This window comes from Dermacoccus sp. MPR-E5, from assembly GCF_058809565.1.
The window spans coordinates 201,491-222,696 of record NZ_JBXASS010000004.1; the positions used below are offsets into that span (position 1 = coordinate 201,491).

A 21,206-nucleotide genomic window follows, 5' to 3' on the forward strand; every position below is an offset into this window, starting at 1 on the left:
TCACCGTTGCCTGCCGGGTAGGGCCGCCCATGAGCCCCACGTGAGACGCTGACGCGCCCCACGCCATCGACGCATAGCATCGCAATGCAACGACGGGTGCGAAGAAGGGGAGCACAGGTGAGCGAGCTCGGGTTCGATCTGCGGCGGCTCGCGATCCCCGCCTATGGCCCGACGCTGCTGTTCGGTGCCGCTGAGGGCGCCATCCTGCCCGTCATCCCCTCGACGGCCGTGGCGCGCGGCGCGTCGGTGGCGCTCGCGGCTTTCGTCGCGATGCTCATCGGGCTCGGCTCGCTCGTGTCGAACATCCCCGCCTCACTCATCACGCAGCGCCTCGGCGAACGTCGCGCGCTCGTGCTCGCGGGCGTCGTCACGGCCGCGGGATGCCTGCTGTGCCTCGCGCCGAGCCTCGTCGCGCTCATGCTCGGTGTCGTCATCATCGGCATGGCGTCGTCGGTCTACATGCTCGCGCGCCAGAAGTACCTGACGGAGGCCGTCCCGCCCACGCACCGGGCGCGCGCGTTGTCGCTGCTCGGCGGCGTGGGTCGCATCGGCATGTTCGTCGGCCCCCTCGTCGGCGCCGCCCTCATCGGAGTGTTCGGCGGGCGTTCCGTCTTCGTCCTCGCCATCGTCTTCCTCGCGCTCGCGACGTGGTGCGCGCTGCTCATGGAGGATGTCGAGCGGGCCGGAACCGGGCCCGTCGAACGGGTCTCCACCCGCACCGTCGCACGCTCGTTCGCGCGCGTGCTGCTGACGGCCGGGCTCGGCGTCCTGCTCGTGTCGGCCGTGCGCGCGACACGGCAGGTCGTCATCCCGCTGTGGTGCACGCACATCGGCCTCGACGAGCAGTCGACGAGCGCCATCTACGGGATCGCGGGCGGCATCGACATGCTCGTGTTCTACCCGGCCGGCAAAGTCATGGACGTGCGGGGGCGCGCCGCCGTCGCCGTACCGTCGATGCTCATCATGGCCGCAGCCCTCGTCGCGCTGCCGTTCGCCCACACCTTCGCCGCGGTGCTCGCCGCGAGCTGCGCGCTCGGGTTCGGCAACGGCATCGGCTCTGGCATGGTGATGACGCTCGGCGCCGACTTCTCGCCCGACGTCGGACGCGCGCCGTTCCTCGGCCTGTGGCGCCAGCTCAGTGACACCGGTTCGACGATCGGGCCGCTCGCCCTGTCCGGCATGACGGCGCTGGCCGGCCTGAGCGCCGCCGTCGTCGTGAACGCGATCTTCGGCGTCCTCGCCGCCGCGATGCTCGCCTACTGGCCCGCCAAGCTCATGCGCGCCGGATGGGGTGCCGCCCGGCCCGAACCTGACGCCGCCGACTCAGCACCCTCACACCAGCGCTGACATACCCGATCCTCTCGCGTCCCGCGCGAACGACGAGCGCGGGCGTCAGCTCTCGAAGCTGTGCTCGGGCGCCGGGAACGTGCCGGAGGCGACGTCTTCGCGGTAGGTGCGCGCCGCGTCGAGCAGCACGCTGCGCACGTCGGCGAACTTCTTGGCGAAGCGCGGATAGCGGCCGTCACGCAGGCCGGCGAAGTCGGTCCACACGAGCACCTGACCGTCGCATCCGGCGCCGGCGCCGATGCCGATCGTCGGCACGCGCAGCGCGTCCGTCACCTGCTGCGCGACGGGCGCCGGCACCATCTCCATGAGCACGCAGAAAGCCCCCGCGTCCTGCAGCGCCCGCGCCTCGGCGACCATGCGCTCGGCGTCGTCGCCGCGGCCCTGGACTCGGTACCCGCCGAGCGTGTGCTCGCTCTGCGGCGTGAACCCGATGTGCGCGATGACGGGGATGCCGCCGCGCACGAGATGCTCGACGGTGGGCGCCATGTGCGCCCCGCCCTCGAGCTTGACCGCGTGAGCGCGCCCTTCCTTCATGAGTCGCGCGGCGCTCGCGAACGCCTGCTGCGGCGATTCCTGGTAGCTGCCGAACGGCAGATCCGCGACGACGAGGGCGTGCTGCGCAGCGCCGCTGACGGCACGCACGAGGGGGATGAGTTCGTCGAGGGTGACGGGCAGCGTCGTGTCGTAACCGAGCACGTTGTTGCCCGCCGAGTCGCCGACGAGGAGCGTCTCGATGCCGGCCTCGTCGAAGATCTCGGCCGTGTACATGTCGTAGGAGGTGAGCATCGAGAAACGCTCACCGCGCTCCTTCAACTGCTGCAGCGTGACGGTGCGGATGCGCTTGCGTTCGGCGGTGCGGTACGGGGCGGCCTCTTCACTCATGGCTCCAGCGTAATCAGCAGCCGTTGGAGCCGTTCCCATCCGCTGGCGGGGGCGGATCGTGATAGCACCCTTCGTTACGCAAATGTTGTAAGCGACATCACCGTTCGCTGAGGGGAGGCTGGGTATCTTCACAGTGTTCACGTGCTGGACGTGGGCGCCCTTCTGCTCCTGGAGTACTCATGACACATCGTCGTTCGAACACGCCGCGCATGGCCGCGGCTCTCGTCGGCACGGTGACGGCCTTCGGTCTCATCGCAGCCCCGGTCGCCTCCGCCAACAACGCCCCGCCCGCAGGCGAGGGCCAGACCCGCGTCGGCAAGTCCGACGACCGTCCGAACCCGCTCGCGGAGAAGAAGGCCGACCTGCGTGACGCCGCCGTCAGCGCTCTCGTCACGGGCAAGGCCGCCACGAAGAAGGTCAACGGCAAGCGCGTCATCGAGGTCAAGGGCAAGGACAAGAAGGGCAAGACGAAGCCGCGTTACGTCCAGTACGACGTCAACCAGAAGGCGAACATCCTGAGCTTCCTCGTCGAGTTCGGTGACCAGACGAAGCCCGCCGCCGGTGGCGCGCCCGGCCCGCTGCACAACAAGATTGCCCAGCCCGACCGCAAGATGGACGGCGGCGCGACCGACAACAACAGCACGATCTGGAAGGCCGACTTCAACCGTCAGCACTACTTCGACATGATGTTCGGCAGCTCGGAGTCGTTCAAGGACTTCTACTCCAAGCAGTCGAACGGCCGCTTCGACGTCGAGGGCGACGTGAGCGACTGGGTCAAGGTGCCCTTCAACGAGGCGCGCTACGGCCACAACCCCGTCTCGGGTGATGGCACGAGCGAGGCCGAGGGCTCCTGGTCCTTCATCGCCGACAGCGCCACGGCGTGGGTCAACGCGCAGAAGGCAGCGGGCAAGAGCGACGCCCAGATCAAGGCGTACCTGCAGAGCTTCGACAAGTGGGACCGTTACGACTACGACGGCGACGGCAACTTCGACGAGCCCGACGGCTACATCGACCACTTCCAGGCCATCCACGCTGGCGAGGGCGAAGAGGCCGGCGGTGGCGCCCAGGGTGATGACGCCATCTGGAGCCACCGCTGGTACGCGTACCAGAACCTCGCGGGCAAGGCCGGCCCGTCGCAGAACAAGCTCGGTGGTGTGCCGCTCGGCGACACGGGCCTGTGGATCGGTGACTACACGACCGAGCCGGAGAACGGTGGTCTCGGTGTCTTCACGCACGAGTTCGGTCACGACCTCGGCCTGCCGGACCTGTACGACACGACGAACAAGGCTCAGAACGACGTCTCGTACTGGTCGCTCATGAGCGCCGGTTCGTGGCTCGGCGACGGCAAGACCGACATCGGTTCGCGCCCGGGCTACATGGGTCCGTGGGAGAAGCTGCAGCTCGGCTGGCTCGACGCCACGAAGGTGAGCTACGGCAAGAGCAAGAAGGTCCAGATCGGTCCGAGCGACCGTGACTCGGCGACGCTCGGCCAGGCGGCCCTGATCAACCTGCCAGACAAGACGATCACGACGACGTACAACAAGCCCCAGTCGGGGGCCAACGAGTGGTGGGGCGGCAGCGCCGACAACCTCAACTCGACGTTGACGCGTTCGATCGACCTCACGGGCAAGAAGTCCGCGAGCGTGACGACGGCCGCCTGGTACGACACCGAGGAGGGCTACGACTTCTTCTACGGCGAGGTCAGCACCGACGGTGGCGCCACCTGGGCGCAGGTCGGCAAGGAGGTCTCCGGTGAGAAGAAGAACTGGAGCGACCTCACGTACGACCTGAGCGCTTACGCGGGCAAGAAGGTCGACTTCCGCTTCCGCTACGCGAGTGACGGCGGCGTCCACGGGGCGGGCCCGTTCCTCGACGACATCCGCATCGTCGCCGACGGCGCGACACTGCTGTCGGACGACGTCGAGAAGGGCACGAACGGCTGGGTCGCGAAGGGCTTCACCCTCTCATCGGGCACGACGAGCGAGAAGAAGACGCACTACTACCTCGCAGAGAACCGTCAGTACAACGGCTACGACCTCTACCTCAAGACGGGTCCGTACAACTTCGGTTATCTCAAGCAGCAGGCAGAGCGTGTCGAGCACTTCGCCTTCCAGCCCGGTGTTCTCATGTGGTACGTCGACAACGAGTACGCGAACAACAACGTCTCCGAGCACCCCGGCCACGGCCAGGTGCTGCCCATCGACTCGCACGCGCAGGCGATGAAGTGGAAGGACGGCACGCTCGTGTCGAACAAGCTGCAGCCCTGGGACGCGGTGTTCGGCTCGTCCTCGATGCCGTCGCTGACGCTGCACCGCAACGGTGACGCCACGACGTTCCCGAAGAGCAAGGGCGTGTCGACGTTCGACGACACGAAGGCGACGAACTACTACGACGCCTCCAACCCGACGGGTTCGACGCTGACGGCAGGCAGCGGCGTCCAGGTCACCGTCAGGGGTGTGAGCAAGGACAAGGCGCACCTCGACGTGCTTTTCCGCCGCTGACGCGCTGAGGCGAGCGGCTGAGTCCGACATGTGAGCGGCCCCGGGGATCATCCCCGGGGCCGCTCGTCGTCGGGTGACGCGGTGAGGCAGGATGGCGTCATGAACCGTCAGCAAGAGTTCGTGCTCCGCACGATCGAGGAACGTGACATCCGATTCGTGCGTCTGTGGTTCACCGACGTGCTCGGAACCCTCAAGTCGGTCGCCGTGGCGCCGGCGGAACTCGAGGGGGCGTTCGCCGAGGGCATCGGCTTCGACGGTTCGTCGATCGACGGTCTCGCGCGGGTCTACGAGGCCGACATGCTGCTGCGCCCGGACGCCTCGACGTTCCAGGTGCTGCCGTGGCGCGGCGAGAACCCCGGCACTGCGCGCATGTTCGCCGACATCCTGCTGCCCGACGGCACCCCGAGCCTCGCCGACCCGCGTGACGTGCTGCGCCGCTCGCTGACGAAGGCCGCCGACCTGGGGTTCACCTTCTACACCCATCCCGAGATCGAGTTCTACCTGTTCGAGAAGGACCTCGACCACGGCCGTCCCGTGCCGGTCGACTCGGCCGGGTTCTTCGACCACGTGCCGCACGGCACGGGCCACGACTTCCGGCGCGCCGCCATCACGATGCTCGAGAACATGGGCATCTCCGTGGAGTTCAGTCACCACGAGGGCGGGCCGGGGCAGAACGAGATCGACCTGCGCTACGCCGACGCGTTGTCGATGGCCGACAACATCCAGACGTTCAAGGCCGTCATCAAGGAGGTCGCGCTCGAGCAGGGCATCTTCGCGAGCTTCATGCCGAAGCCGATGGCAGGCCAGCCCGGCAGCGGCATGCACACGCACCTGTCGCTGTTCGAGGGTGACACGAACGCGTTCCACGAGCCGGGTTCGCCGTATCAGCTCTCGCGCACGGGCCGCCAGTTCGTCGCCGGCCTGCTCCACCACGCGCCGGAGTTCACGGCGATCACGAACCAGTTCGTCAACAGCTACAAGCGCATCTGGGGCGGTTCCGAGGCGCCGGCGCACATCTGCTGGGGGCACAACAACCGCAGCGCGATGATCCGCATCCCCATGTACAAGCCCGACAAGGGCCAGAGCACGCGCATCGAGGTGCGCACCCTCGACGCAGCGTGCAACCCCTACCTCGCGTACGCCGTGATGCTGGGCGCAGGCCTCAAGGGCATCGAGCAGGGCATGGAGCTGCCGCCCGAGGCCGAGGACGACGTGTGGACGCTCACCGAGCGCGAGCGTCGCGCCATGGGCATCCGACCGTTGCCGGCTTCGCTCGACGAGGCGATCCGCACGATGGAGGAGAGCGATTTCGTCGCCGAGGTGCTCGGCGAGCACGTCTTCGACTTCGTGCTGCGCAACAAGCACAACGAGTGGGCCGCCTACCGCGACCAGGTGACCGAGTTCGAGATCAAGCAGGATCTGCGCCGGTTGTGAGTCGTACGCAGCAGACCAAGAGTTCCGCGGCCTGGCGCAAGGCGGGCTACACCGACACCGAACGCGCCGGCTCGCTGGCCCAGGAGGTCGCCGACCTCGTCCCGACCGACGTCCTGCTCGACGTCACGGGCGCGGTCGCCGACCCCGACCAGGCGCTGCTCGCGTTCGTTCGGTTGCGCGAGGCGCTCGATGCTCCCGGCCGGCGCGCGCTGACGGAGGCGCTGACGCAGCCGCTCGCACGAGCGCGCTTGTTCGGCGTGCTCGGCGCCTCGAGCGCCCTCGGTGATCACCTCGTCGCCAAGCCCGAGCAGTGGCGCGACGTGGTCGCCGCGGAGCGTCGCGACCAGGCGGCGTTCGCTCAGGCGCTCATCGCCGAGATCGACGGGCGGGACGACGACGTCAGCGCCTACGACGCGCTGCGCGTGGCCTACCGTCGTCAGCTCGTGCAGATCGCGGCGCTCGACGTCACCGACGTCCCCGCCAATGTCCTGCCCGCGACGGCAGCGTCACTCGCCGACCTCGCGGGTGCCGCGCTCGAGGCGGGGTTGCACATCGCGACGCAGAGCGTCGAGGGCGCCGAGCAGGCTCGACTCGCCGTCATCGGCATGGGCAAGACGGGCGGGCGCGAGCTCAACTACATCTCCGACGTCGACGTCATCTTCGTCGCGCAGCCCGCGGACGGGGTCGACGAGGACGTCGCCCTGCGCTTCGCTACGGAGCTCGCGACCGAGCTGATGCGCGCTTGCTCGGCGAGCACGGGGGAGGGTTCGCTGTGGCAGGTCGACGCCGCGCTGCGCCCGGAGGGCAAGCAGGGCCCCCTCGTGCGCACCGTCGCGAGCCACCGCAACTACTACGAGCGCTGGGCGAAGGGCTGGGAGTTCCAGGCGCTCCTCAAGGCGCGCCCCATCGCGGGCGACCGTGAGGTCGGCGACGCCTACATCGCCGCGATGCGGCCGATGGTGTGGCAGGCCAGCAAGCGCGAGAACTTCGTGGAGGACGCGCAGGCGATGCGCCGTCGCGTCGAGTCGCACGTGCCCGTCAGCGAGCAGGCACGCCAGATCAAGCTCGGCCCGGGCGGTCTGCGCGACATCGAGTTCTCCGTGCAACTGCTGCAGCTCGTCCACGGACGCACCGACGAGCGGGTGCGCGCCCGCTCGACGCTCGACGCCCTCGAGGCGCTCAGTTCGTGGGGTTACGTCGGGCGCACGGATGCCTCGGCGCTCGACCGCTCCTACCGTCAGCTGCGCGTGCTCGAGCACCGCATCCAGCTGAGCAAGATGCGTCGCACCCACCTCATGCCGACGTCGAGCGCAGACCTGCGCCGCCTCGGACGCGGCGTCGGGTTGATGCGCGACCCCGACGAGGCCGTCACCGCCCACTGGCAGGAGCTCGCGCGCTCGGTGCGCCGCCTGCACGAGAAGCTGTTCTACCGGCCGCTGCTGTCGGCCGTCGCGCGTCTCGACGACGATGAGGCGAAGTTGTCGGACGAGGGCGCGCGCGATCGTCTCGCCGCGCTCGGTTACGCCGACCCGAGCGGCGCGCTGCGCCACCTGCAGGCGCTGACGTCGGGGCTGTCGCGGCGTGCGCAGATCCAGCGCACGCTCATGCCCGTCATCCTGCAGTGGCTCGCCGACGGCCCGACCCCCGACGCCGGGCTGCTCGCCTACCGCCGCATCAGTGACGAGCTCGGCACCTCGCACTGGTACCTCAACACACTGCGCGAGGGCAGCACCGCGGAACTGTTCGCCGAGGTGCTGTCGAAGTCGCGCTACGTCTCGGAACTGCTCGAACGCGCGCCCGAGAGCGTCAAGCTGTTCGCCGACCCTGCGCTGCGCGTGCCGCGTGACGAGAAGGCGATCAGCGCGACGATGACGTCCGTCGCCGGTCGCCACGACGACGTCGACAAGGCGATGCTCGCGGCGCGCACCGTCCGCCGCACCGAGCTGACGCGCATCGCCATCGCCGACGTGCTCGGCGAACTCGACCTCGAGGGCGTCGAGAAGGCCCTCACCGACGTCATGGCCGCGATGCTGCAGACCGGGCTCGACCTCGCATGGCGCGCCGTCTGCGATGACTCGGACGCACGCCTCACCGACGTCACGATCATCGGTATGGGACGCTTCGGCGGGCGTGAGCTCGGCTACAGCTCCGACGCCGACGTCATGTACGTCCACCGCCCGCGCGACGGCGCCGACGCCGGTGCTGCGCAGGACCAGGCGCTCGCCGTCGTCACCGAGTTGCGACGCCTCGCCGCGCTCGCCGGGCCAGACCCGAAGCTCGAGATCGACGCCGCGCTGCGTCCCGAGGGCAAGCAGGGCCCCCTCGTGCGTTCCCTCGACTCCTACGCCTCGTACTACGAGCGCTGGTCGGAGGGCTGGGAGGCCCAGGCGTTGCTGCGCGCCTACCCGCTCGCCGGTGACGCCGACCTGGGCCGCGCCTTCGTCGACCTCGTCGATCCGCTGCGCTGGCCCGAGGGCGGCATCAGTGACGCCGCGGTGCGTCGCATCCGCACGCTCAAGGCGCGGATGGAGGCCGAGCGCATTCCCCGCGGGGCCGATCCGCGCACCCACTTCAAGCTGGGGCGCGGCGGGTTGTCCGACGTCGAGTGGTGCGTGCAACTGCACCAGTTGCAGCACGCCCACGCCCACCCACAGTTGCGTCGGACCGGCACGATCTCGACGCTGCGGCTGCTCGCCGAGCTCGAGCTCATGGACGCCCACGACGCCGAGGTGCTCGCCGACGCGTGGACCTTCGCCTCCCGGGTGCGCAACGCCTCGGTGCTGTGGCGCGGCCGCCCCGTCGAGTCGCTGCCGAGCGACCTGCGCGACGCGGAGGGCATCGCGACGCTGCTCGGACTGCCCGCCGGTGACGGTCGTCAGCTCGGCGAGGAGTACCGCAAGGTCTCGCGGCGCGCCCGGCTCGTCGTCGACCGCGTGTTCTACGGTGAGGATCCTCACAACAGCACCGGACCGAGCTTCCGACGCTGAGACGGGCGGGCAGGCGCTCGGTGCCGCCGCCTAGAATGGAGAGGTGATTTCGCGTCGTGACCTTCGTGGTTCAGCCCTGACCTCCCTCGATGCACGCGGCCTGCGCGATGCGCTGCCGCGCGCACAGTTCGACATTGAGGCGGCCCTCGACGTCGTGCGTCCGCTGTGCGAGCAGGTGCGCCATGACGGGGCCGACGCGCTGCGCGAGCTGGGGGAGCGATTCGACAAGGTGCGTCCGACGCACCTGCGGGTGCCCGCGGAGGTGCTCGCAGCCGCCGAAGCGCAGCTCGACCCCGCGATCAAGGACGCCCTCGTCGAAGCCATCCGCCGCGTGCGGATCGTCCACGCCGCGCAGGCGCGCGAGGACGTCACGACGCAGGTGAGCGACGGCGGCCGCGTCACTGAACGTTGGATCCCCGTCGAGCGCGTCGGGCTCTACGTGCCCGGCGGCCTCGCCGTCTACCCGAGCTCGGTCGTCATGAACGTCGTGCCCGCGCAGGTCGCGGGCGTCGACTCGGTCGCCGTCGCGAGCCCGCCGCAGGCGCAGAACACCGGCGAGTTCGCCGGTTACCCGCACCCGACGATCCTCGCCGCGTGCTCCCTGCTCGGCGTCGACGAGGTGTACGCCGTCGGCGGCGCGCAGGCCGTCGCGATGTTCGCGTACGGCGCACGGGAGAAGGACGGCACGAGCGTGTGCGAGCCCGTCGACCTCGTCACCGGCCCGGGCAACATCTACGTCGCAGCCGCGAAGCGCCTGCTCAAGGGCCTCATCGGCATCGACGCCGAGGCGGGCCCGACGGAGATCGGCATCCTCGCCGACGACACCGCGGACGCCGAGCACGTCGCCGCAGACCTCATCAGCCAGGCCGAGCACGACAACCTCGCGGCCTCCGTCCTCGTCACCGACTCGACGCGCCTCGCCGACGACGTCGAGGCAGCCCTCGAGCGCCGCGCCCGCGCGACGAAGCACAGCGAGCGCGTGCTCACGGCCCTCGGCGGTCCGCAGTCGGCCATCGTCCTCGTCGACGACGTCACGGCCGGGCTGCGCGTCGTCGACGCCTACGGCGCCGAGCACCTCGAGATCCACACCGCCAGCTCGCGCGAGGACGCGCTGCGCGTGCGCAACGCGGGTGCCATCTTCGTCGGCACCTACTCGCCCGTCAGCCTCGGCGACTACGCCGCCGGGTCGAACCACGTCCTGCCGACCGGCGGGTGCGCCTGCCACTCGAGCGGGCTGTCGGTGCAGTCGTTCCTCAAGGGCGTCCACATCGTCGACTATTCGCGCGAGGCCCTCGCGGAGGTCGCGGAGGTCGTCGTCACGCTCGCGAACGCGGAGGACCTGCCGGCGCACGGCGAGGCCGTGACGGCGCGCTTCGAGCGTCGGGACGAGGCAGAGGCCGGGGCGGAGAACGCGCCCGCATGAGCGAACCCACGATCACGCAGCTGCTGCGCGAAGACCTGCGAAACCAGAGCGCGTACGGCGCGCCGCAGCTCGACGTGCCCATCGCGCTCAACACGAACGAGTCGTCCTACGACGTGCCGGAGACGGTCGTGCGCAGCATCGTCGAGCGAGTCGAGAAGGCCGCGGGCGGGCTGAACCGCTACCCGGACCGCGAGTTCACCGAACTGCGCGCGGCCCTCGCCGACTACCTCGATCGCGTGACGGGCGTCCGGTTGCCTGTCGAGCAGATCTGGGCCGCCAACGGCAGCAACGAGGTGCTCAGCCACATCGTGCAGGCCTTCGGTGGCCCGGGCCGCGTCGCGCTCGGCTTCACGCCGAGCTACTCGATGCACCCGATCATCGCGCGCGGCGCGGGAACGACATGGGTCGACGGCTTGCGCGATCGTCGTGAGGGCGTCTACGACCTCGACGTCGACCTCGCAGTCGAGCAGGTGCGCGAGCACCGTCCGAACGTCGTGTTCGTCTGCACGCCGAACAACCCGACGGGCACCGCGGTGAGCAACGACGTCGTGCGCGCCATCTACGACGCGGCGCCGAACGCCGTCGTCATCGTCGACGAGGCATACGTCGAATTCGCGCGCCCGGGCACGCCGAGCGCCCTCGAGCTGCTCGCCGATCACCCGCGCCTGATCGTCAGCCGCACGATGAGCAAGGCGTTCGCGTTCGCCGGCGCGCGCGTCGGTTACATGGCCGCCTCGCGCGAGATCTGCGACGCGATGCGCCTCGTGCGTCTGCCCTACCACCTGTCGTCGGTGACGCAGGCGACCGCCCTGGCGGCCCTCGACCACGCCGACGAGATGCTCGCCATGGTCGATGCGATCAAGGCCCAGCGCGACCGCATCGTCGAGGCCGCGCGAGTGGCGGGGCTCACGCCGACGCCGAGCGATGCGAACTTCGTTCTCATCGGTGGTCTCACCGACGCGCACGCCACGTGGCAGGCCCTGCTCGATCGCGGCATCCTCGTGCGCGACGTCGGCATCGCGCACCACCTGCGCATCACGGCCGGCACGCCCGCCGAGACGGACGCCGTCATCGCGGCCCTCACCGACCTCGCCCCCACGCACGCCCTCCAGGAGGAGAAAGCATGAGCGACGCGACCGACTTCGTCATCCCCGACGTGCCCGCCGACCACCGGACAGCGCTCATCGAGCGCACGACGAAGGAAGCCTCGATCAGGCTGTGGCTCGACCTCGACGGTACGGGCACGTCCGACATCCGCACCGGGGTGCGCTTCTACGACCACATGCTCGACTCGCTGAGCAAGCACAGCCTCATCGACCTGCGCATCCGCGCGCGCGGCGACCTCGACGTGGACGCCCACCACACGGTCGAGGACACCGCGATCGTGCTCGGCCAGGCTCTGCGCGAAGCGCTCGGCGACAAGTCGGGCATCTCGCGTTTCGGGGACGCGAAGGTGCCGCTCGACGAGGCGCTCGTCGAGGCGGTCGTCGACGTCGCGGGCCGCCCGTACGTCGTCCACACCGGTGAACCGGACGGCCAGATCTACGCGGTCATCGGGGGCAACTACATCGGCTCCCTGACGCAGCACGTCATCGAATCGCTCGGCTACAACGCGGGCATCGCGCTGCACGTCAACGTCATCTCCGGGCGCGACCCGCACCACATCGTCGAGGCCCAGTTCAAGGCGATCGCCCGCGCGCTGCGCGCCGCGGTGGCGAAGGACCCGCGCGTGCAGGGAATCCCGAGCGCGAAGGGTGCTCTCTGAGTCATGCCGAGACTAGGTCGGCAGTCGAACTTCACCGGCGCGCTCGACGCCGTCGTCGTCATACGCGGCGATGCCGAGCGTGTGGCTCGCTGGGTCGAACAGGGCACCGTGCCCGCGTACGTCGTCGACCTCGACGGGCCGTGGTGCGCCGTCGTCGCGGCGGGCCCTGGGCATGCGGCCGCGCCCTTTGACGACGCCGCGACGGTGCTCGTCGCCCGCCCCGTTCCGCAGATGATGCGCCCGGCCGCCGGGTTCTTCGTGCACGGCGACGACGCCGTCGTCCTCGTCCAGCCGCGACGGTGGCGCTCCCTGCCGCGTTGGTTCGTCGTCCGCCGCGGTTTCGGGGTCGTGCGCGCGGCGCTGCCGCAGGCGAGCCTCGCGGATCTGCTCGCGGTGGGGGAGAACTCGCACCCGGAGACCCTCGAACGCGTCCTCGCGCAGCGCGGCGCCGAGCCGATCGAGGTGCTGCGTGGCGTCATGGTCGCCCTCGGCATCCCCGCCGGGCATCTGCTCGCGCTGCATCCGCGCGCGGCGATCGAGGCCGATCTCGTCGAACCTGATGCGAAGGCAGTACGACGCTTCGACAAGCACACCCGCGAGGAACGGGAAGAACGGCGAGAGATCGAAGGGCACGCCCTGATGGAGGAGAAGCGATGAAGAAGGTCGTCGTGCTCGACTACGGCAGCGGCAACATCCACTCCGCCGTGCGTATGCTCGAACGCATCGGCGCCGACGTCGAACTCACCGCCGATCCCACGTCCGTGGCGCGCGCAGACGGGCTGTTCGTGCCCGGCGTCGGCAACTTCCACGCGTGCGCCGCGGGGCTCGTCGCCGCGGGCGGGCGTGAGCTCATCGCAGAGCGACTGACACGTCAGGCCCCCGTGCTCGGTATCTGCGTCGGCATGCAGGTCATGTTCGACGGCTCGAGCGAGCCGTCGCCGTCGCCGGTCGACGGGCTGGGGCTGTGGCATGGTCGAGTCGAGCGTCTCGACGCCCCGGTCGTACCGCACATGGGCTGGTCGCAGCTCGAACCGGCGCCCGGCAGCCGACTGTTCGCCGGTGTCGAGGACGAACGGTTCTACTTCGTCCACTCGTTCGCGGCCCCCGCGACCGTCGCCGACCTCAACTCGGGCGCGCGCGTCACGCTCGCGACGCACGGCACCCCCTTCGCCGCGGCCATGGAGCAGGGTGCGCTGAGCGCCACCCAGTTCCACCCCGAGAAGTCGGGTGACGCCGGCGCCGCGCTGCTGACCAACTGGCTCGACACCCTCTGATGCCATGCCCAGCCACCCCGATCCGACGGCTCGAAGGAGCACCATGACCACCGAACCCCGCCTCGAACTGCTGCCGGCCGTCGACGTCGCCGGCGGTGAGGCCGTCCAACTCGTCCAGGGCATCGCCGGGACGGGCGGCCAGTTCGGCGACCCCGTCGCAGCTGCACTCGCGTGGCAGGAAGCGGGCGCCGAGTGGCTGCACCTCGTGGACCTCGATGCCGCGTTCGGACGCGGCGAGAACCGCGGCCTGCTCGCCAAGATCGTCGGCACGCTCGACATCAAGGTCGAGATGAGCGGCGGCATCCGTGACGCCGAGTCACTCGAGGCTGCGCTCGCCACGGGCTGCCGTCGCGTCAACCTCGGCACCGCAGCCCTGGAGAACCCCGAGTGGACCGCTGCCGCCATCGCCGAGCACGGCGACCGCATCGCCGTCGGCCTCGACGTGCGCGGCACCACCCTCGCCGCCCGCGGCTGGACGAAGGAGGGCGGCGACCTGTGGGAGACCCTCGCCCGCCTCGACCGTGAGGGCTGCGCGCGCTACGTCGTCACCGACGTCGCGAAAGACGGGATGCTCGCCGGCCCCAACACCGCGCTGCTGCAGCAGGTGTGCGAGCGCACCGACCGCCCCGTCGTCGCCTCCGGCGGCGTGACGACGCTCGACGACCTGCGCGCGCTGCGCGAGCTCGTGCCGTACGGGGTCGAAGGCGCCATCATCGGCTCGGCCCTCTACAAGGGCACGATGACGCTCGCCGACGCCCTCGACGTCGCGGGGCGCCCCGAGTGAGCGGCCCGGGGCCGAGCGACACGGCCGGCATCCCGTTCAGCGGCCGCGAGGTGACGAGCACCGGTTTCGACGACGACCGCGGCGAGGCCGATGCGGCTCTCGTGGCGGCGCTGGCGAGTGGTGACGAGGAGGCGTGGGTCGCAGCGTTGGCCGAGAGCAGGTTGCTCGTGCCGATCGTCGCCGCCCCCACCGAGGTCGACACGAGCGGGGAGCACGCCGTCGAGAAGTCGACCGACATGGCTGTCGTGACGCTGACCGCGCCGGACGGTACAAAGGGCCTGCCCGTCTTCACGAGCCTTGAAGCGCTCGCCGCCTGGGATCCGGCGGCCCGCCCGTCACCCGTCAAGGCCGCGTTCGCGGCGCAGGCGGCCATCTCAGAGGAATGCGACGTCCTGCTGCTCGACATGGCCAGCGAGCATCGCGTCGTCGTGCGCGCGAGCATGGTCTGGGCGCTCGCGCAGCAGCAGGCCTGGGTGCCCGCCTACCGTGACACGCACGTGCGCTCCGCCATCGGGCAGGCTGTGCGCGTCGAGGAGGCCGTGCTCGCGCAGGAGTGCGTCGACGGGGGAGAGGGCGTGCTGCGGCTGCGTCATGCGTCGGCGCGTCGACACCTGGCGTGCGGTCTGACGTCGTGCTCAGTCGAACTCGTCGTGCAGCGGGAACCCGCACTCGTGCAGGTGGTCGAGCACCCGGTCCATTTCCTGTGGGCTGGGCAGCTCCTGGGTCACCTTCGTGATGCCGACACCCACATCGACCCGGTCAGCGGGCACGAGCCCGTCGGCGACGAGGTGGTTGCCCAGTTCGTGCATCTCCTCAGGAGAGAGCCTGCGCCGCATGAGCGCGAGCAACGGCTGGTAGTCGCGCTCCGGTACCCCCGTGGGGTAGCTGACGCGCAGCCAGTTGACGATGCGCTCGAGGGATGGGTTCATCGCCTCACTTCTTCTCGGCAAAGGTCGGGAACACGTGCTCGAACGACACCTTGTAGCCGAAGCCCGACGCGATGATGATGGCGAGGCCCAGCGCCACCGCGACGGCGACGAGCGCGAAGCAGAGCAGGCCGACGGGCTTGCCCCAGGACTTGGCGCTCTCGCCGGTTGTGAGAGCGCCTTCACCGGCGGCGAAGCCACGCACGCCGAAGGCGAACAGGGCAGGCACGCCTGCACCGAGGACGATGGCGACGAGAAGCACCTTCCAGGCGCTCTCGAACGCGAGGGAGAGAGTGTTCATCGGGAACCAACCTTGGTCGCGGGGTGGACGGTGTTGCGGTCGGACTCGGCCACGACGTCGGGGATGTGCGTCGCCGCGAGGTCCTGCGGGTCCCACTCCTCGTTGACGTTGTTGTGGTCGACCGGCGTCTTGCGCGAGTGGTAGAACATGTATGCCGCGAACGCGCACAGGATGGCGAAGACGACGATGCCGCCGGCGCCACCACCGATGACGTCACCGAGGTACCACATGAGCGCACCGACGACCGCGGCGGCGGGCAGGGTGATGAACCAGGCGAGCACCATGCGTCCGGCGACACCCCAGCGGACCTCCGCGCCCTTCTTGCCCAGGCCGGTACCGAGGATCGAACCCGTCGCGACGTGCGTCGTCGACAGCGCGAAGCCGAGGTGGCTCGAGACGAGGATGACGGCGGAGCTGGCCGACTCGGCAGCCATGCCTTGCGGCGACTCGATCTCGACGAGGCCCTTGCCGAGCGTGCGGATGATGCGCCAGCCGCCGAGGTAGGTGCCGGCCGCAATGGCGAGCGCACAGGCGAACTTCACCCACAGCGGAACGCTGTGCGTGTCGGTCCAGGAGCCGTAGCCGATGAGGGCGAGGGTGATGACACCCATCGTCTTCTGCGCGTCGTTGGTGCCGTGAGCGAGCGAGACGAGCGAGGCGCTGCAGATCTGACCCCAGCGGAAACCACGCTCGGACTCGGCGTGACTGACCTTCTTCGTGATGGCGTAGATGAGCTTCGTGCCCAGCGCCGCGACGACCGCCGCGATGAAGGGCGACAAGAACGCGGGGATGATGACCTTGCCGACGACACCGTCGAGCTTGGAACCGTCACCCGTCCACTTGACGCCCGCCATGCCGATCGCGGCGATGGCCGAACCGATGAGACCACCGAACAGTGCGTGGCTCGAACTGCTCGGGATGCCGAGCAGCCACGTGAGCAGGTTCCACACGATGCCACCGACGAGGCCGGCGAGCACGATGAGCAGCAGGGCCTGGCCGTGGTCGGCGAGGAACTCCGGTTTCGGAGCGCCGTCCTTGGCCTGGATCTTGATGACTGCGTTGGTGACGGTGAGGGCGACCTCGACCGACAGGAAGGCACCGATCAGGTTGAGGATGCCGGAGAGGGCGACTGCCACCTTGGGCTTGAGGGCACCGGTGGCGATGGACGTCGCCATCGCGTTGCCGGTGTCGTGGAAGCCGTTGGTGAAGTCGAACGCCAGTGCCGTGACGATGACGAGCACGAGAAGAATGAACGAGAAATCCACACGGCAAGTGTGCAACCGCGCAGTGGCCGCCGAGCGCGCTGTACGCAAACGGGTGTTGGCACTACGGGAAATTCGCGGGAGCGCCCGATATCTGTTCACCGGAAGTTCACCTCCCGTGCGGCGATTCTTTGCCGGACGGGCACGCGCGAGGGCGCCCCGGGGTCTCGCCCGGTTGACGCGGGCGGCCCGCTCGACCACGTGACGCAACGAGACCGCCGGGTCTGGAGCATGAGCTCCGGACCCGGCGGTCTCGAATCGATCGCGCTGAGGTACAGGCGCGATCAGTGGATCTGCGCGATCAGAGGTTGATCATGTGCCCGGCGATGCCGTGCACGGCTTCCTTCACGGCCTCTCCCAGCGTCGGGTGGGCGAAGATGTTGCGCGAGACCTCGTCGGCCGTCAGATCCCACTGCTGCGCGAGCGTCAGCACCGGGAGCATCTCGGTGACGTCGGGGCCGATCATCGCGGCGCCGAGCAGTTCGTCGTGCTTCGCGTCTGCGATGACCTTGACGAAGCCCACGGCCTCGCCGAGGCCCTGCGCCTTGCCGTTCGCGGAGAACGGGAACGTCGCCGTCTTGACGTCGTAGCCCTTCTCCTTGGCCTGAGCCTCGGAGTAACCGAACGAGGCGACCTGCGGCTGGCAGTACGTCGCGCGCGGGATCATGTCGTAGTTGATCTCCATCGTCTCGACGCCCGCGATGGTCTCGGCGGCGACGATGCCCATGGCCTCGGCGGTGTGCGCGAGCATGAGCTTCGCCGTCACGTCACCGATGGCGTAGACCTTGTCGACGTTGGTGCGGCCGCGCCCGTCGATCTCGATGGCGCCGCGCTCGGTGAGCTTGACGCCGAGATCCTCCAGGCCGTAGCCCTCGACGCGCGGCTTGAAGCCGAACGCCGACAGCATCTTGTCGGCCTCGAGCACCTGCGAGTCGCCGCCCTTGGCGGGGGAGACGGTGACTTTGACGCCGGAGCCGGTGTCCTCGGCCTTCTCGACCTTCGTGCCGGTCATGACCTTGATGCCGAGCTTCTTGTACTGCTTGAGCAGCTCCTTGGACACGTCCGCGTCCTCGGTCGGCACCATGCGGTCGGCGAACTCGACGATCGTCACGTCGACGCCGAAGTTCTTCATGACGTAGGCGAACTCGACGCCGATGGCGCCCGAACCGCCGATGATGATGGAGCCCGGCAGCTCCTCCGAGAGGATCTGCTCCTCGTAGGAGACGATGTTCTTGCTGAGGTCGACCCCGGGCATCGTGCGCACGGTGGCGCCCGTCGCGATGATGAGGTTGTCGTAGGTGACGCTCTGGGTGGAGCCGTCCTCACCCTTCACGTCGATGGAGTGGTCGGCTTTGAGCGTGCCGTGACCGTTGATCTCGGTGATCTTGTTCTTCTTCATCAGGTAGTGAACACCCTTGACGATGTTCGACGAGACCTGACGGGAACGCTTGTGCGTGGGCCCGAACGCCATCGTGGCGTCGCCCTCGATGCCGAACTTCTCCTTCTCGTGCGTGAGCACGTGCGCGAGTTCGGCGTTCTTCAGCAGAGCTTTCGAGGGGATGCACCCGACATTGAGGCAGACGCCTCCCCAGTACTTCTGCTCGACAACGGCGGCGCTCAGGCCGAGCTGGGAGGCGCGGATAGCCGCGACGTACCCACCCGGGCCGGCGCCGAGGACGACGACATCAAAATGATTGGCCACGAGGCAGAGCCTAGACCCATCGGGGCGCAGGGTGTGAGTGCAGGTAGTTACTGGCGGGTAGAAGTTTGCGGTGCCCGGTCCCGACCGTTCCCGTGCGCCTCGCGGCGCGTGGGGCTCAGTCGTCCGTCGCCTCGGTGTGCTGCGCGAGCAGCTGCTGCGCCAAGGGCGTGTCGACGACGATCGAGGTGAGGTAGCCCCCGCGGATGCCGGCCGCGACGGCCGCGGCGCGCGCCCGACCGTGCGACAGGGCCACGACGTGGGTGATGAGCCGCAGGTCGTCGGGGCGCATGCTGACCAGACGTGCCGTCAGGCCCGCGTGCACCGGCGCGCCCGTCACGTCGAACAGGGAGCCGGCGATCTCGCCGACGACCTGCAGGCGCGCGAGATCGTCGCGCTCGTCGTCGCTCGCGAGGTCGAACAGGGTGCTCTCGCCACTGCTCCACCCGCCGACGCCGACGAGTGCGAGGGAGCAGTGCTTGGCGTCGTCGAGGGTGCCTGCGACGCTCGCCTGAGCGCGGATGACGGCGGCCGCAGCGGCGTCGTCGGCAACGAGCGGTGCGTAGAAGACGCGGGGTTCTCCGCCGGTGAGGCGGGCGGCGTCACGCACGACGTCGACGGGGGAGGATTCGTACGCCGGCAGGTCGAGGGCCCCGGAGAGCTGGACGATCGGCACGGGTGGCAGACCGTCGAAGTGGCGCACCGCCTTGGCGACCATCCGGCTCCATGGCAGCCCGATGACGTCGGTCGGCTGCGCGAGGCGCCGCATGAGGTCGGCGCCGCGGCGGGCGAGCTCGTCCTGCGCGGCGTCCGTCTCGAGTTCCTCGACGTCGACGACGACGGCGTGTGCGAGCCCGAACGCGTCGCGCAGGCGGCGTTCGAGGTGCTCGCACCCGGCGCCGGGGTCGACGACGTCGATGCGGACGATTCCCTGGTCGCGGGCCTCCTCGAGCAGGCGCGCCACCTTGAACCGACTGATGTCGAGCTCTTCGGCGATGGCCACCTTGGAGGCGTCGTCGAGGTAGTAGCGACGTGCTGCGTGGACCATGAGGCGCTGATGCTGCGGTGCGCTCGCGTCGACCATGGGAACTCCCGGCGTTCGTAGCGTGAATCGTGGGTTGACATTGTGTGTCGAATCACACTTTACTCATATGTGCCTGCTAGTGCTCAAGTGAGCATGGTGCTCGTTCGAGCATTGCACACCAGGCACGACGACATGGGAGGTTTCGTGGGACGACGACGAAATGGCATCGCCCTCCTCGCCGCGACAGCACTGGTGGGCGGTTCTACGACCGCGTGCGCGGGCTGGGGTGGCGGGGTCTCATCGGGTGGCAAGGACAGCATCAACGTCCTCATGGTCAACAACCCGCAGATGATGGACTTGCAGAAGCTCGCGCCGGAGTTCGAGAAGGAGACGGGGATCCACGTCAACTTCACGGTGCTGCCGGAGGACGACCTGCGTGACAAGACGAGCCAGGAGTTCAGCGCCCAGGCCGGTCAGTACGACGTCGCGACGTTGAGCAACTTCGAGATCCCGATCTACGCGAAGGCCGGTTGGGTCGCGGATCTCACGAGCCACGTCAAGGCCGACACCGAGTTCGACCAGGACGACATCCTCGCTCCCATGACCAAGGCGCTCAGCGTCGACGGGAAGATCTACGGCGAGCCGTTCTACGGCGAGTCGAGCTTCCTCATGTACCGCAAGGACATCCTGGCGTCGAAGGGCATCACGATGCCCGCGAACCCGACGTGGCCGCAGGTCGCCGACATCGCCGCCAAGGTCGACGGCGCCCAGCCGGGCATGCGCGGCATCTGCCTGCGTGGTCAGCCAGGATGGGGTCAGCTGTTCGCGCCGCTGACGACCGTCGTCAACACCTTCGGGGGCACCTGGTTCACGAAGGACTGGCAGGCGCAGGTCGACTCGCCCGAGTTCGAGCAGGCGACGAACTTCTACGTCGACCTCGTCAGGAAGCACGGTGAGGCCGGAGCGCCGCAGGCGGGCTTCACCGAGTGCCTCAACAACACCCAGCAGGGCAAGACGGCGATGTGGTACGACGCGACGTCGGCCGCCGGTTCCCTCGAGGCCAAGGGCTCGCCGGTGGCCGGGAAGATGGGCTACGCGCCGGCTCCCGTCGTCAAGACGAAGAACGCCGGTTGGCTGTACGCCTGGTCGTGGGCGATCGAGCAGAAGTCCGAGAAGAAGGACGCCGCCTGGAAGTTCGTCTCGTGGGCCTCGGGCAAGAAGTACGAGAAGCTCGTCGGCGAGAAGATCGGCTGGTCGTCGGTCCCCTCCGGCAAGCGCGCCTCGACGTACGAGATCCCCGAGTACGTCGCCTCCGCGAAGGCGTTCGCCGAACCCGCGAAGAAGGCCATCGAGTCGGCTCAGCCCGACAACCCGGGCGTCCAGCCCCGACCCGCCGGCGGCATCCAGTTCGTCGACATCCCCGAGTTTCCGGCCCTGGGCACCCAGGTCAGCCAGGAGGTCAGTTCGGCCATCGCCGGCAAGCAGAGCGTCGACGCGGCGCTCGAGACGGGCCAGGAGCTCGCGAGCGACGTGGCCGAGGACTATCGCAAGCGTGAACGGAAGTGAGTGACGTGAGCACCAACGCGCTCGCACGAGG

18 protein-coding genes and 1 pseudogene are annotated in these 21,206 nt (G+C 69.2%); 12 read left to right on the forward strand and 7 right to left on the reverse strand.

What is annotated here, in order from left to right:
* Positions 1-84 precede the first annotated feature (84 nt).
* Positions 85-1,347, forward strand: a complete 1,263-nt coding sequence (locus AC1RS9_RS04620; protein WP_006944312.1) for an MFS transporter — start codon at positions 85-87, stop codon at positions 1,345-1,347.
* 45 nt (positions 1,348-1,392) lie between these two features.
* On the opposite strand, the gene panB is transcribed toward AC1RS9_RS04620, so the two are convergent.
* Positions 1,393-2,229, reverse strand: a complete 837-nt coding sequence (gene panB / locus AC1RS9_RS04625) for a 3-methyl-2-oxobutanoate hydroxymethyltransferase (RefSeq protein WP_050786456.1) — start codon at positions 2,227-2,229, stop codon at positions 1,393-1,395.
* Between the two features lie 179 nt (positions 2,230-2,408).
* Between panB and AC1RS9_RS04630 the strand changes: the two genes are divergently transcribed.
* From AC1RS9_RS04630 to AC1RS9_RS04675, 10 genes and pseudogenes are all read left to right on the forward strand, one after another.
* Positions 2,409-4,730 (forward strand): immune inhibitor A domain-containing protein, encoded by a 2,322-nt coding sequence (locus AC1RS9_RS04630; RefSeq protein ID WP_473956458.1) that lies wholly within the window; start codon positions 2,409-2,411, stop codon positions 4,728-4,730.
* A 99-nt stretch (positions 4,731-4,829) separates the two neighbouring features.
* Positions 4,830-6,164, forward strand: coding sequence for a type I glutamate--ammonia ligase (gene glnA, locus AC1RS9_RS04635; RefSeq protein ID WP_074040717.1), 1,335 nt, complete (start codon positions 4,830-4,832; stop codon positions 6,162-6,164).
* Positions 6,161-9,151, forward strand: coding sequence for a bifunctional [glutamine synthetase] adenylyltransferase/[glutamine synthetase]-adenylyl-L-tyrosine phosphorylase (locus AC1RS9_RS04640; RefSeq protein ID WP_492920635.1), 2,991 nt, complete (start codon positions 6,161-6,163; stop codon positions 9,149-9,151). Before glnA ends, AC1RS9_RS04640 begins: the two co-directional genes overlap by 4 nt.
* A gap of 43 nt (positions 9,152-9,194) precedes the next feature.
* Complete coding sequence (gene hisD, locus AC1RS9_RS04645; protein WP_492920637.1) at positions 9,195-10,574, forward strand: histidinol dehydrogenase; 1,380 nt, start codon at positions 9,195-9,197, stop codon at positions 10,572-10,574.
* Positions 10,571-11,701: a histidinol-phosphate transaminase gene (locus tag AC1RS9_RS04650; protein ID WP_492920639.1), complete on the forward strand. Its 1,131-nt coding sequence runs from the start codon at positions 10,571-10,573 to the stop codon at positions 11,699-11,701. The genes hisD and AC1RS9_RS04650 overlap by 4 nt, the downstream gene beginning before the upstream one ends.
* Positions 11,698-12,339, forward strand: coding sequence for an imidazoleglycerol-phosphate dehydratase HisB (gene hisB, locus AC1RS9_RS04655; RefSeq protein ID WP_492920641.1), 642 nt, complete (start codon positions 11,698-11,700; stop codon positions 12,337-12,339). Before AC1RS9_RS04650 ends, hisB begins: the two co-directional genes overlap by 4 nt.
* Positions 12,340-12,342: 3 nt before the next feature.
* Positions 12,343-12,996, forward strand: a complete 654-nt coding sequence (locus AC1RS9_RS04660) for a hypothetical protein (protein WP_006944237.1) — start codon at positions 12,343-12,345, stop codon at positions 12,994-12,996.
* On the forward strand, positions 12,993-13,613 hold the full coding sequence (hisH, locus tag AC1RS9_RS04665) for an imidazole glycerol phosphate synthase subunit HisH (protein WP_006944195.1): 621 nt from the start codon (positions 12,993-12,995) through the stop codon (positions 13,611-13,613). Before AC1RS9_RS04660 ends, hisH begins: the two co-directional genes overlap by 4 nt.
* Before the next feature lie 43 nt (positions 13,614-13,656).
* Positions 13,657-14,397: a bifunctional 1-(5-phosphoribosyl)-5-((5-phosphoribosylamino)methylideneamino)imidazole-4-carboxamide isomerase/phosphoribosylanthranilate isomerase PriA gene (gene priA, locus AC1RS9_RS04670; RefSeq protein ID WP_006944303.1), complete on the forward strand. Its 741-nt coding sequence runs from the start codon at positions 13,657-13,659 to the stop codon at positions 14,395-14,397.
* A 101-nt stretch (positions 14,398-14,498) separates the two neighbouring features.
* A pseudogene (locus tag AC1RS9_RS04675) lies at positions 14,499-14,789 on the forward strand (SseB family protein); the annotation flags it as partial.
* On the opposite strand, the gene AC1RS9_RS04680 reads toward AC1RS9_RS04675, so the two are convergent.
* From AC1RS9_RS04680 to AC1RS9_RS04705, 6 genes are all read right to left on the reverse strand, one after another.
* Positions 14,772-14,990, reverse strand: coding sequence for a hypothetical protein (locus AC1RS9_RS04680; protein WP_492920644.1), 219 nt, complete (start codon positions 14,988-14,990; stop codon positions 14,772-14,774). The pseudogene AC1RS9_RS04675 and the gene AC1RS9_RS04680 sit on opposite strands and share 18 nt — an antisense overlap.
* A gap of 42 nt (positions 14,991-15,032) precedes the next feature.
* The gene (locus tag AC1RS9_RS04685) at positions 15,033-15,326 is read right to left on the reverse strand and encodes a DUF3349 domain-containing protein (protein WP_062256422.1); all 294 of its coding nucleotides are present in this window, start codon (positions 15,324-15,326) and stop codon (positions 15,033-15,035) included.
* Between the two features lie 4 nt (positions 15,327-15,330).
* On the reverse strand, positions 15,331-15,624 hold the full coding sequence (locus AC1RS9_RS04690) for a hypothetical protein (RefSeq protein ID WP_006944293.1): 294 nt from the start codon (positions 15,622-15,624) through the stop codon (positions 15,331-15,333).
* The gene (locus tag AC1RS9_RS04695; protein ID WP_062256426.1) at positions 15,621-16,889 is read right to left on the reverse strand and encodes an inorganic phosphate transporter; all 1,269 of its coding nucleotides are present in this window, start codon (positions 16,887-16,889) and stop codon (positions 15,621-15,623) included. The genes AC1RS9_RS04690 and AC1RS9_RS04695 overlap by 4 nt, the downstream gene beginning before the upstream one ends.
* A gap of 298 nt (positions 16,890-17,187) precedes the next feature.
* A complete protein-coding gene (gene lpdA, locus AC1RS9_RS04700; protein ID WP_038568578.1) occupies positions 17,188-18,588 on the reverse strand; it encodes a dihydrolipoyl dehydrogenase in 1,401 nt (466 codons plus the stop codon).
* A 115-nt stretch (positions 18,589-18,703) separates the two neighbouring features.
* Entirely contained in the window at positions 18,704-19,669 is a 966-nt protein-coding gene (locus tag AC1RS9_RS04705) for a sugar-binding transcriptional regulator (RefSeq protein ID WP_051805940.1), read from the reverse strand.
* A gap of 132 nt (positions 19,670-19,801) precedes the next feature.
* On the opposite strand from AC1RS9_RS04705, the gene AC1RS9_RS04710 reads away from it, so the two are divergent.
* Positions 19,802-21,175 (forward strand): ABC transporter substrate-binding protein, encoded by a 1,374-nt coding sequence (locus tag AC1RS9_RS04710; RefSeq protein WP_404603426.1) that lies wholly within the window; start codon positions 19,802-19,804, stop codon positions 21,173-21,175.
* Positions 21,176-21,206 lie beyond the last annotated feature (31 nt).